The organism is Streptomyces niphimycinicus, assembly GCF_018883605.1.
Lineage (GTDB): Bacteria > Actinomycetota > Actinomycetes > Streptomycetales > Streptomycetaceae > Streptomyces > Streptomyces niphimycinicus.
The window spans coordinates 32,359-44,159 of record NZ_JAHLEM010000051.1 but is presented as its reverse complement, the minus strand read 5'-3'; the positions used below and the strand labels follow the sequence as shown (position 1 = coordinate 44,159).

Below are 11,801 nucleotides of genomic sequence, written 5' to 3'. Positions count from 1 at the left end.
GGGACGGGTGGTTCCACAGTGGCGATCTCGCCCGTGTTGACGAGGATGGCTACTACTTCATCGTCGACCGGAAGAAGGACCTCATCATCCGCGGCGGATACAACGTCTATCCGCGCGAGATCGAGGAGGTGCTCTACGAACACCCCGCCGTCGCCGAGGCCGCTGTCGTCGGCGTACCGCACGAGGTCCACGGGGAGGAGGTGGCCGCCGTGGTAACACTCCGGGAGAGTGCGCAAACCACGGCTGCCCAGATACGCGATTACGTCAAACGGCGGGTCGCCGCGTACAAGTACCCGCGGATCGTCACGATCACCGACGAGCTCCCCAAGGGAGCAACCGGCAAGATCCTCAAGCGGGAGATCGTTGTCGGTCAATAGGCACTCGCCCGACAGCGCACCTGCGCGAGTGTGACACCGCGGGACCCGGCGTGCGCGATGAGCACCATCGCCGCGTCAAGTACCCGGCGTTCGGTCTCGGCGCGCCGCTGTTGCTGCGAGCGCGATCCTGACGAATCCGGCGAGCCCCGATGCCGGGAGAACGCCGCCCTCGGGCCAGTAGCCGAAATCGTCGCCCATGCGGCCGGCGAACTCGGCCGCGCGACCGTGCTCAAGACGCGCGCGGACAACGTGATGGTGATCGCGACGTAGGGGCGGCACGGCATGGCGCGGTGCCCCGGCGCATGAGGCCGTCGTCGCGGCGGCCTCGCTCAGCAGCCTGAACGGCGGATGAGGCCGAGGTTGGTGGCGGTGGCGACGGCGGCGGTGCGCGAGTCGACGTCGAGCTTGGCGTAGACGCGGGCCAGGTGGGACTTGACGGTTCCCTCGGTGAGGCGGAGGTGGTCGCCGATGGCCTGGTTGGACAGGCCATCGGCGACCAGCGCGAGGACCTCGGTCTCGCGCCGGGTCAGGGCGGCGCCGGGCATGCGCAGCCGGTTCATGAGCCGGTGGGCGACCGCGGAGGCCAGGGCGGTGCGGCCGGCGGCGGCAGTGCGTACGGCTGCGGCCAGTTCCTCGGGCGGAGCGTCTTTGAGGAGGTAGCCGGTGGCGCCGGCTTCGATGGCCGGGAGCGTGTCGGCGTCGGAGTCGTACGTCGTGACGATCAGAACGCGGGGGGCATCCCGCCGCGCGGTGATCGTGGCGGTGGCCTCGGCGCCGTTCATGCCCTTGCCGAACTGAAGGTCCATCAGCACCACATCGATATCGCCATCGGCGGTGCGGGTGACGGCCTCCTCGGCGGTGACGGCCTCGGCCACCACGAGAAGACCGGGTTCGGTCTCCAGCACGGCTCGCAGCCCGGCGCGTACCACGGGGTGGTCGTCGGCCAGCAGGAGGCGGATGGGGGTGTCGGTCATGGGCGGGCCTCGGGCTCGGTCTCGGTCTCGGTCTCGGTGGGCGAGGTGAGGGGCAGATGGGCGGCCAGGGTGGTGCCATGGCCGGGGGCGGATTCGACGGTCAGGGTGCCGTCGAGCGCGTGGACGCGGGCGCGCATGGCCGCCAGCCCGAAGCCGCCGCTTTCGGGGTCGGGGGCGGGCGGCTCTGGCCGCGACCGGGGCCGTGGCTGTGGAGCGGGCGCCGCAGGCGTCCGCCGCGTCGGCCTCGTCGCTCGTGACGGCGGGCGTGGCCTCGTGGTCAGCCTCTGCCGCTGCCTCACCCTCGGGCGCTGCGGCAGTTGCCAGCTGGGCATCACGACCACCAAGGCCACCGCCGGTGACAACAGCGCCGGGGTCTCCGTCTTCGGTGTCCGGCCCGGCTCCCATCTCGCCCCGGACAACGGCAAGATCGGCCAGCACTCGGTGGTGCTGTCCACCACGGCTGCCGACGATCTCGGCCTGAAGCGCGGCGGCAACGTCACCCTGGCCGGGCAGCATCTGACGATGGCCGCCGTGCGGGGCGATGCCTCCTTCAGCCACACTCCGGTCATCTGGACCAGTCTCGATGTCTGAGTCTGACCGACATCACCCTCACCTACCCCGACGGCGACTCCCTGCTGACCGCCCTCGACCACCTCACCCTGGACGTCCCCCAGGGCAGCCTGACCGCCGTGGTCGGTCTCTCCGGCTCCGGCGAGTCCAGCCTGCTGGCACGTCGCCGCCACCCTCATCACCCCCGACGCCGGCACCGTCACCATCGACGGCACCACCACCGGCATGACCCGCGGCGAACTCACCGAGCTGCGCCGCCATAAGATCGGCATCGTCTTCCAGCAGCCCAACTTGCTGCCCGCCCTCACCGCGGTCGAACAGCTCCAGGTCATGCCACCGCCACCGTCCTGGTCACCCACGACCGCGCCCACCTCACCGCCGTCGACCAGACCGTCGAAGTCCACGACGGACGCCTCCGCCCCTGACCGGCCGGGCGGGCCGCCTGTGGTGCGGGTCCGCCCGGCCTGACGGTGTGTTCAGCGCACGTCGTAGGCGCGCTTGATGGTCTGGGTGACCGCGTTGCCCTTGGTGTCGGTGACGGCGGTCTTCAACGTGACCTGCTTGCCGGAGGCGCCGGTGTGATCGAGGACGGCCGTCCATTTGCCGTCCTGCTGCTCGGTCGGCGCCTTGGTCCAGGTCGTGCCGTCGTCGTAGGAGTAGGACAGCGAAGCCGCCTTGATCGCGCCCGGGGTGTACCCCGCATGGCCCTCGGCCGACAGGCCGACCTTGATGCCGCTCTGCGCGGGCAGGGTGTTCAGGCCGTCCACCGGCATGTCGTATGCCGGGAAGAGGATCGGCAGGCCGCGCGAGTAGACGTCCGGCTCCCGGTGGGAGCGGAAGGCCCAGGTGGTGGTGACGGCGGTGGAGCGCAGCCAGTTCCGGTCCGAGGACGGAATCTTCTCCAGGTTCTGTGTGAGCTCGTACGCGGAGTCCTCGTCCGGCACCTTGAACGCGTCGTACGGCCAGGCGCTGGTGGCGATCTGCTCACCGTTGCGCTTCAGCACCAGGTTGCCGAGGTCGCCGAACGACCCGCCGCTGGACCAGTGGTCGCGGGAACCGTCGAGCCAGAGCCCGGTCTGGATGCCGATCAGGTCGCCCTGCCGCTCCGCGGCCAGCATCAGCTTGCCGTCGGCGTCGCGGGGCGCGGCCGGCCGCAGGGGGCCGCCGTACCACTCCTCGCCGCTCCGTTGCCCGGCCCGGTAGGTGCGCTCGTGGTCGGCCATGAAGGCGGCGAACGGGAAGCTGGTCATCGCGCCGTGGTACCAGGCGTCGTCGCCGGGCGTGTAGTAGGCGGTGCGCTTACCGGGCACATGGACCGTGCCGGACGGGCTCACGGGGATGTAGCCGCCGCCGCTCCCGGAGGGGCGGATGAACATCGCGTCGATGTAGTCGCTCTCCTTGCCCATCGCCTTCCACGTCTCGACGACCTGGGCCAGTTTGGCGTCCTTGGGCTGGTAGACCTGGTCAAAGTGGAGCGGACCCCGGGTCGGGAACGACAGGTTGTAGACGTAGGACGAGCCGTCCTCGGAGCCGGTCGCGCGCCAGGTGGGCCGGAACTCGAAGGTGCCGTTCCTGGCACGTCCGTCGACGTCCGCGTAGAACTTCTGGACGGTGTCCCCGGCTATCAGCGATCCGCTGAGCTGCCAGGTGTCGTCCCACTCGCGGGCGTAGCTGAACGTGGTGTGCTTCACCGTCGAGGGGCGGTCGGTGCGCAGGCTCAGCCGGTGGGCCTTGCGCGCGTCGAGGACGATGGTGGTGTCACGGGTGAGCCGAAGCTGCGGGTGCCCGAGGTAGCTGACCGATTCGGCCGTGTTTTTCGCGTCGTACGTCGCCACGAAGCCGCTGAGGGCATAGTCACCCGGGCGCACGCGGTAGGTCTGGTCGCTCGCGCCCGAGTTGCTGCGGCGCTCGCCCTTGTTGATGTCGAGGCTGACGAGATCCAGGGAGGAAGTGCCGGTCGCGGGCTTGCCGTCGCGGTCGATGACCTTGACCCGGAGGGTGACCGTCTCCGGCTGGACGTAGAGCGTGACGGGCACGGAGACGTGCACATCGCGGCCGGTGGCGAGGATGCGGCCGGTGACCGCACCGTACTGGGCGTCCTTAAGACGGGCGGTGGGATCGATCCGCAGCGGCACCTGAACGGTGGCCCCCGCGGGGACCCTCACCTTGCCGTCCTCCAGCTTGACGATGCCGGAGTGGATATCGCTGCCGTCGTTCCCGTGCACGCCGCTGACCTTCAGGTTCACGGTGAGGTCGGTGCTGCCGGGGTTGGTGAGGGGCACCCGCACGGTGGTGCGGTCCGAGGCATCCTGCGGCCAGTTGTAGCTGCCGGCCTGAACGGCGGGCGCGGAGAGCACCTTCTGGTTCAACGCGCCGAACACATCGAGGACCCCACCGCCGGTCTGGTCGGCGCCGGCGACCTTGCCGCCGGTACGGGCCGAGGAGACCAGGGCGGCCTTGATCCGCTGAGCGGTCCAGTCCGGGTGGGCCTGGCGGACGACGGCCGCGGCGCCCGCGACATGCGGGGTGGCCATGGAGGTGCCGGACATCGTCCGGTAGGCGTAGACGCCGCGGCCTCCCGCGTTGGCCGCCGAGATATCGACGCCGGGGGCGGCGATCTCGGGCTTGAGGGTGTGGGTGACGGCCACGGGACCGCGGCTGGAGAACGGCGCGGTGGTGTCGTCGCGGTCGACGGCACCAACGGTCAGCACGCCGGGCACGCAGCCGGGCGAGGAGACGGTCTCGGTATTGGAGCCGGAGTTGCCGGCGGCGACGACGAACAGGGTGTGGGTGTTCTTCGAGAGCTCCTTCGTGGCCTGGGCCATCGGGTCGGTGCAGTCGCCGATCGTGGGGTTGCCCAGACTCATGGAGACGACGTCGGCCTTCTGGTCGACGGCCCACTGCATACCCGCGATGATCCAGGAGTCCAGGCCCTGGCCCTGGTCGTTGAGGACCTTGCCGATGAGCAGGGAGGTACCGGGGGCCACCCCCTTCTTGCGGCCGTCACTGGCCGCTCCGGACCCTCCGACCGTGGAAGCGGTGTGGGTGCCGTGGCCCACCCGGTCGTCGGTGCTCTTGGCGTCCGTGAAGTTCTTGGACGCGGCGGCCCGGTCCACCAGGTCGGGGTGCTCGGCATCCATCCCCGTGTCCAGCACGGCGACCTTGGTGCCCTTGCCGTCGTAGCCGGCCGCCCAGGCAGCCGGCGCGTGCACCTGCGCGGTGGACCGGTCCAGCGTGGCCTCCACCTTGCCGTCCAGCCACAGCTTGGTCACCGTGGAACCAGAACGTGAGCGGGAGTTCGTGATGTCCTGCCAGAAGGTGGCGGCGGTGTCCTTGTCCGCCCTGATCGCGACGCCGTTCACCGCCGGGAGGCTCAGGCCCCGCTCGGCCCCGCGAGGAGCCGCCGGCGCGCGGTCGGCAACGTTCACACTCTTCCGGTAGGTGGCGATAAGGGGCAGCGTGTCGGTGTGTGTGTCGTCGTACCCCTGGCGGATGAGCCCGGTGACGTTGAACAACTGCTCGTCGACCTTGCCCTGGGCGATCGCCTGGGAGGCGCCCTCCGGGTAGACGTAGAGGTCCTTGCCCATCTGATAGGTCTGGGCCATCGGCTGCTCACCGCCCTCGCGGGGCAGCACAGCCGCCGAACTGCGGCCCGACGTATCGGTCGTCACCAGTACCTTGTCGCCCGTGACGAGCGTGACCGTCACCTGCTTGCCGCCCGTTGCCTTGGTTCCGCTGCCGATGACGGGTCTCTTCCCCGAGGCCCATTCAGGCGGCGTACCCGCCGCTCCGGAAGGCGCGACCGCGGAGACGGCCAGGACAGCGGCGGTCGCCGCACCCGAGGCTATACGCGTGATGAGGCGCAATGAAATCCCCTCCTTGACGCCGTGCACATGCCATACTGCGGGCTGCAGCCTGGCAGATATGCGGATTGCGTGGGGATGCCGCGCGTGACGGGTTTTCCGCATGACGGGTTTCCGCCACGCCATCACATCAGGGGCTCGTCGGCTCGGTGCGGGCTTCGGGCCCGGTCGGTGGGAATACGCCCGGAGGCGTCGCCGGATCGCATATCGGCCATGGCCCGCCGGGAGGCTGAGGTTGCGGGCAATCGGCTTCGGTCGCGGCCCTCAGACCTCGGCCTCGGAGCGAGGAGAGCGTCAAAGCCAGCCCGCACGTGCGGCGTGCCACCCGAGTTGCAGGCGCGAATCCGCTTTGGCAAGGTCCATCAGACGGCGTGTCCTCCGCTCCACGGTGCGTATGGAGAGGCCGAGTTGGGAGGCCACTCGCCGGTCGGAGAATCCCGCCAGCAGCAAGGCGAGGACTTCCAGTTCCCCCTCGGTCGGCTGCTGATCAACAGTCGGCTCCGCGCGCACACCCGTGGCGGTGTGCAACGGCCGGGCCTGGGCCCATTCCTTCTCGAAGAGATGGACCAGGGCTGTCAGCAGACCACTGCGGTGCACCACGATCGCGCTCGGCTCGCCACCGGTGTCTGCCATGTCCAGTGGCACCATGGCGCGCTCCCGGTCCGAGACCACCATCTTCAGCGGCAGCGAGTCGACCAGGCGAAGCTCCATGCCCGCCGTGAGGGCCGCCCGCACATCCCTCGCCACATCGGGACCGTCGAGGTAGTCCTTGGCCGCCACGACCCGGAAGTCGACGCCGCGATCCAGCGCGAAACTCTCCGATATGTCGGTGTCCTCGCGCGGCACCGCGACGGGCGCGCCGACGAGGAAGATGAGCAGCTCGCGACGGGCGCCGTGCTGGAGTTGATGGAACCGGTGGGCGACCTCCTCCACGCCCACGACGACCTCCACCACACCGCCCGCGGAGTGTACGGCGGTACTGCGGTACTGCTCGATGAGCATCGAGAACGCGCTCTCGGCCTGGTGCAGCGCATTGCGCCGCTCGACCAGGAACGGGGCCAGGGCCACCGAGGGCGGTGTGAGCCGGTAGCGGATGAACGCGGATCGGGTCGGTTGCCCGGCCGGGCCGGATTCCTCGCGGTCGGGCTGGGTGGCGGCCGCTACCAGACCTCGTGTCTCCATGTCCGCCAGGACGCAGATGATTTCGGCCGACGCGATTCCGGTCTGCCGGGCGAGGTCATGCGCGGAGGCCGTCGGCTGGGCCATCAGTGCCGTGTAGATGGCCTCCTCCATCGGCCCCAGTCCCAGCGCCTCCAGCATCCGGATCCTCCTCGCGGGGCTGCCGCGGTGTACGGTCCTTGCCGCAGCTCGTGTGGACCGGGCGGATTCGTGTCACCCGAATCTTATCCCGCCCTCGGGAGGTTGCCACCGGCCGTCGTGGCCGTCGCACGGCTTGACGACGATCTCCGGCTTCAGGATCTCGCCCGTCGCTCCCTTGGGGAGTGCATCGATGAAGATGACGATCCGCGGGTACTTGGAGGGTCTTGGTGCGAGGAGGGCCCGGGGCCGGCCACCATCCTGCGGCGAGGGCATGAAAGCGCTGATAGCGCGTTATATGCGCTCCGCGTTTCCCAACAGCCACGAACGGAACGCTGAACGCTTCAGGGCCGTACCGTAAAGAAGCTCATTACCATTAAGTAACCGGCAACGGATCAGTCATGTGACCGGCATCCACCGGCAGTTCGACATCGACGACGACGCCGCACTGGTCAGCCCCGCACAGGGCGGCGTGCACAGCGACAAGGCCGCGGTGCCCGTAGAGGTGTACGCGGAGGACGACGGCCGCACGCCCGCGAAGGCCACGCTGACGGTGCGCGACGACCGCGGCGAGGTCGTGAAGCGGACCACGATGCCCTTCGGCAAGGGGGCGTCCCGCCCCGGCATCGAGAACTGCTACACCCCGCCCGGCGGCAAGCCGGAGCCCTGCCCCGACGCACGCGGCGCCTGGACGCGGGCGAGCGGCACGCTGCCGGAGCTGCGGCCCGGCACGTACACCGCCGAGTCGGTCGCGTACGACACCCGGGGCAAGCAGTTCCCCACCATGAAGAACACCTTCGAGATCGTGCGCGACTCCGAGCTCGCCAAGCCCCAGGTCGGCAAGGACTGGCTGCGGCAGGGCGGCGAGGAGACCGGGCGGCCCTCGAGCGGCGACGAGCCGGGCACGAAGCTCGACCTCAAGTGGGCGCGCCACCCGAAGACGGGCGCGGTGACCTGGGAGTCCAAGCTGGGCGGCAACAGCACCTGCGAGCCGGGGCCCGCCCCTCTCACCAGCCCGGCCGTATGGGGTGACACCGCCTATGTCGCGGGCCGGGACGGCGTCGTACGCGCCTACGACACCAGCGCGGCCGATCCGTCGAAGCCGGTGTGGGAGACCGAGTCCGGCTATCTGGCGGGCGAGAGCCCACAGGACGACAAGTGGCGTGTCGCCATGGGCTGTTCGGCCGGTGCCGGTTCGCCGACGATGCACCCGCTGGTGACGAAGTCCCAAGTGTACGTCGGGACCTGGGACGGTCGCCTGCTCGTCCTGGACCGGGCGAGCGGGGCGCAGGTCGCCTCGTACAACCTCGGCGCGGGAGTGGCCTCGGCCCTCTCCCTGAGCGGTGACTGGGTCTTCGCCCTCACGGACGACGGCACGGTCCACGCGCTCGCCGCACGCCGGAAGTAGAGGAGAAGCACCACCGTGCGATCACTCCGCACCGGGGTGCTGCTCCTGCTGGCCGCCGTCCCCGCGCTGCTCCTGGGCAGCGCGGGGACGGCGCAGGCGCACCCCTTCGGAACCCCGCCCTAACGAGCGCGGACGAATCCGGGCCGATCCTTGGGCACAGCCCGCATGCGACGTCACTGGCTGTGACGCATCGCCAGCATCTGGACTGCGCCCGAACCCTTCCGGGTCGGGCGCACCCTGGGATCGCCGCCCCGCCGGACGCTGGGCCGGTCACCTCGGCGAAAGCCGTGGCACCGACGACGGGGACCGCGCGCATGTCAAGCACACGGCGGGTACACCAGTGGAAACGACAGGCAACTCATATGCTTACGCCCCGACCTTCCCTCAGCCTCATTGAGGCTTCCAAAGCCAATCACCGTACTGCTGAATACCCTGGCGGCATGGGTGACAACGGCCTGGGAGAGTTCCTGCGAAGCAGCAGGTCGGGGCTGCGGCCCGAAGAGGTGGGGATGGCGAGTCACGACACCCGCCGCGTTCCCGGGCTGCGCCGCGAGGAGGTCGCGGTGCTCGCCGGTATCAACGCCGACTACTACACCCGCCTGGAACAAGGCCGGGAGCGCCACCCCTCCGCGCAGGTGCTCGACGCGCTCAGCCGTGCGCTGTGCCTCGACGGCGACACCCGGGGCCATCCGTACCGGCTGGCCGGCACGGTGTCCGACGACCCCGCCGTCCGCGTGCCCGACCAGGTCAGCCCCGGGTTGCGGCAACTGATGGACCGCTACCCCCACACGCCTGCCCTGGTGCTCAACCGGACCCTGGACATCCTCGCCACCAACGCGCTGGCCGACGCCCTCTACTCACCGTTCCGTCCGGCGGACGACCTGGCCCGCATGGCCTTCGCGGACCCCGCGGGCCGCACCTTCTACCAGGACTGGGACCGGGCGGCCCAGGCCACCGTGGCCAATCCGCGCCAGGCGGCGGGCTACGAGCCGGACAACCCGCGCCTGCACGGGCTCGTGGACGCTCTCACCGAGAACAGTGCGGACTTCGCCCGCCTGTGCCGGGCACATGCCCCATGGGTGAGGAGCCGGTCGATGCCGGCCCCTCACGGTCAGTCAATCCGCGTGTTCAGTCGCGCGCGAGCAGTTCGAGCGTGTCGATGACGCGGTTCGAGAAGCCCCACTCGTTGTCGTACCAGGCCACGACCTTGATGTGCTTGCCCTCGACACGGGTGAGGGCGGCGTCGAAGATCGACGATGCCGGGCGGCGTGTGATGTCGCTGGAGACGAGCGGCTCGTCGGAGTATTCCAGGATGCCCTTGAGCTTGCCGTCGGCGGCGGCGCGGTAGGCCGCGAGCACCTCGTCGCGGCTGACCTCCCGTGAGACCGCGGTGTTCAGCTCCACGATCGAACCCACCGGGACCGGCACCCGGATCGAGTCGCCCGACAGCTTGCCGTCGAGGTTCGGCAGCACCAGGCCGATAGCCTTGGCGGCCCCGGTGGTGGTGGGCACGATGTTCACCCCGGCGGCGCGGGCGCGGCGCAGATCGCGGTGGGGGCCGTCCTGGAGGTTCTGCTCCTGGGTGTAGGCGTGCACCGTGGTCATGAAGCCGTGCTCGATACCGGCCAGGTCGTCCAGTACGGACGCCAGGGGGGCCAGGGCGTTCGTGGTGCACGAGGCGTTCGAGATGATCACATGCTCGGCCGGGTCGTAGGCATCGGTGTTCACGCCGTAGGCGAGCGTGACATCGGCGCCGGCGGACGGAGCGCTCACCAGCACACGTTGGGCACCGGCACGCAGATGTGCGCGGGCGGCGTCCGCCGAGGTGAAGCGGCCGGTGGATTCGAGGACGAGGCCCACGCCGAGTTCGGCCCACGGCAAGTTGGCGGGCTCGCGCTCGGCGAGCACCTTGATGCGGCGGCCGTCGACCACGAGGTCGGTCCCGTCGACCTCGACGGAGCGGCCGAGGGGGCCGAGCGCGCTGTCGTACTTGAGCAGGTGCGCGAGGGACTCGGGGGCGGTGAGGTCGTTGACGGCGACCACTTCGAGGTCGCTGTCGCGCTCGAGCAGGGCCCGGAGGGTGTTGCGTCCGATGCGGCCGAATCCATTGACGGCGATGCGGGTCATGGAGGTTCCTTTCGTTCCTCCCCCATCGTCGGCATCCGGATACCGGGCCGACAGCGGCCTGAACGCCACCGTACGCAAGGATCCCGCCAGCCTGCACGCAAGGATCTCGCCAGCCCGTACACAAGGATCCCGCCAGACCACACGCAAGGATCCCGCCTGCCCTCGGTATGCGGGCACGCCGCTCGGGAAGCTCAGGCCGAGAAGGTGTGGCGGTACTCCGTCGGGGAGGTGCCGAGAATGCGGTGGAAGTGCAGACGCAGGTTCGCGCCGGTGCCGAGGCCGACTCGGTCGGCGATCTGCTCCACGCCCAGATCGGTGCGTTCGAGCAACTCGCGCGCCAGGTCCACCCGCGCCCTGAGCACCCACTGCATCGGCGTATAGCCGGTGTCCTCCACGAACCGCCGCGAGAAGGTGCGCGCCGACACCCGTGCGTTGCGGGCGAGCGCTTCGAGGGTCAGCGGTTCGGCGAGGTGCGCCAGAGCCCACTCCCGTGTGCCCGCGAATACGTCGCCGAGCGGCTCGGGCACACTCCGGGGGACGTACTGCGCCTGTCCCCCGCTGCGATAGGGCGCCGCCACCAGCCGTCTGGCCACATGGTTGGAGAGCCCGACGCCGTGGTCGCGCCGCACCAGGTGCAGGCACAGATCGATGCCGGACGCCGCGCCCGCCGAGGTGAGCACCTCGCCCTCGTCCACGAACAGCACGTTCTCGTCCACCCGCACCAGCGGATGTCTCTCGGCGAGAGCCTTGGTGTAGTGCCAGTGGGTCGTCGCCCGTTTGCCGTCGAGCAGGCCCGTCGCGGCCAGCGCGAACGCCCCGGTGGAGATGGCTGCGAGCCGGGTCCCGCGCTCGTGGGCGGCCATGAGGGCGCTGACGACCGCGGCCGGCGGTTCGGTGGTCGCCGGTTCCCGGTAGCCGGGGATGAAGACGGTGTCGGCGTGCTCGAACGCCTCCAGCCCCTCGGCCACGTGATACGAGAGGCCGTCGCCGCCGGTCACCAGTCCGGGCGCGGCGCCGCACACCCGTACCTCGTAGGGCATGCTCGGCCGGTTGGAGAACACCTGCGCGGGGATGCCGACGTCGAGTGGCTTGGCGCCTTCGAGCACGAGCACCGCGACATGGTGGTTCTTCCGGCTCATCGGGCTCCTTCGGCTCTCCCGCGATC

10 protein-coding genes and 2 pseudogenes are annotated in these 11,801 nt (G+C 70.1%); 6 read left to right on the top strand and 6 right to left on the bottom strand.

Going from position 1 to position 11,801, the window contains the following annotated elements; genetic code table 11:
- A partial coding sequence (locus KN815_RS06410) for an AMP-binding enzyme (protein ID WP_216340767.1) occupies nt 1-377 on the top strand: 377 nt, incomplete at its 5' end.
- A gap of 57 nt (nt 378-434) precedes the next feature.
- The gene (locus tag KN815_RS06405) at nt 435-647 is read left to right on the top strand and encodes a hypothetical protein (protein ID WP_216340766.1); all 213 of its coding nucleotides are present in this window, start codon (nt 435-437) and stop codon (nt 645-647) included.
- A gap of 59 nt (nt 648-706) precedes the next feature.
- Here KN815_RS06405 and KN815_RS06400 read toward each other — a convergent pair whose 3' ends face one another.
- Together KN815_RS06400 and KN815_RS06395 are read right to left on the bottom strand one after the other, a co-directional pair.
- Nucleotides 707-1,351, bottom strand: coding sequence for a response regulator (locus tag KN815_RS06400; protein ID WP_216340765.1), 645 nt, complete (start codon nt 1,349-1,351; stop codon nt 707-709).
- Nucleotides 1,348-1,488, bottom strand: a complete 141-nt coding sequence (locus KN815_RS06395) for an ATP-binding protein (protein WP_372458277.1) — start codon at nt 1,486-1,488, stop codon at nt 1,348-1,350. Before KN815_RS06395 ends, KN815_RS06400 begins: the two co-directional genes overlap by 4 nt.
- A gap of 187 nt (nt 1,489-1,675) precedes the next feature.
- On the opposite strand from KN815_RS06395, the pseudogene KN815_RS06390 reads away from it, so the two are divergent.
- Nucleotides 1,676-1,939: pseudogene (locus KN815_RS06390) on the top strand (ABC transporter permease); the annotation flags it as partial.
- Nucleotides 1,939-2,254, top strand: a pseudogene (locus KN815_RS06385) (ATP-binding cassette domain-containing protein); the annotation flags it as partial. The pseudogenes KN815_RS06390 and KN815_RS06385, both read left to right, overlap by 1 nt.
- A gap of 143 nt (nt 2,255-2,397) precedes the next feature.
- Here KN815_RS06385 and KN815_RS06380 read toward each other — a convergent pair.
- Nucleotides 2,398-5,787, bottom strand: coding sequence for a S8 family peptidase (locus KN815_RS06380; RefSeq protein ID WP_216340764.1), 3,390 nt, complete (start codon nt 5,785-5,787; stop codon nt 2,398-2,400).
- A gap of 291 nt (nt 5,788-6,078) precedes the next feature.
- Nucleotides 6,079-7,104 carry a helix-turn-helix domain-containing protein gene (locus tag KN815_RS06375; protein WP_216340763.1) on the bottom strand — a complete coding sequence of 342 codons (1,026 nt, stop codon included), beginning with the start codon at nt 7,102-7,104 and terminating at the stop codon, nt 6,079-6,081.
- 400 nt (nt 7,105-7,504) lie between these two features.
- Here KN815_RS06375 and KN815_RS06370 point away from each other — a divergent pair, with 400 nt between their 5' ends.
- Both KN815_RS06370 and KN815_RS06365 read left to right on the top strand, forming a co-directional pair.
- On the top strand, nt 7,505-8,509 hold the full coding sequence (locus tag KN815_RS06370; RefSeq protein ID WP_253208798.1) for an outer membrane protein assembly factor BamB family protein: 1,005 nt from the start codon (nt 7,505-7,507) through the stop codon (nt 8,507-8,509).
- A gap of 440 nt (nt 8,510-8,949) precedes the next feature.
- Nucleotides 8,950-9,672 (top strand): helix-turn-helix domain-containing protein, encoded by a 723-nt coding sequence (locus tag KN815_RS06365; RefSeq protein WP_253208797.1) that lies wholly within the window; start codon nt 8,950-8,952, stop codon nt 9,670-9,672.
- Here the strand turns inward: KN815_RS06365 and gap are convergent.
- Both gap and KN815_RS06355 read right to left on the bottom strand, forming a co-directional pair.
- On the bottom strand, nt 9,638-10,636 hold the full coding sequence (gap, locus tag KN815_RS06360) for a type I glyceraldehyde-3-phosphate dehydrogenase (protein ID WP_216340762.1): 999 nt from the start codon (nt 10,634-10,636) through the stop codon (nt 9,638-9,640). The genes KN815_RS06365 and gap overlap by 35 nt on opposite strands.
- A gap of 191 nt (nt 10,637-10,827) precedes the next feature.
- A complete protein-coding gene (locus tag KN815_RS06355) occupies nt 10,828-11,775 on the bottom strand; it encodes a GlxA family transcriptional regulator (protein WP_216340761.1) in 948 nt (315 codons plus the stop codon).
- Nucleotides 11,776-11,801 lie beyond the last annotated feature (26 nt).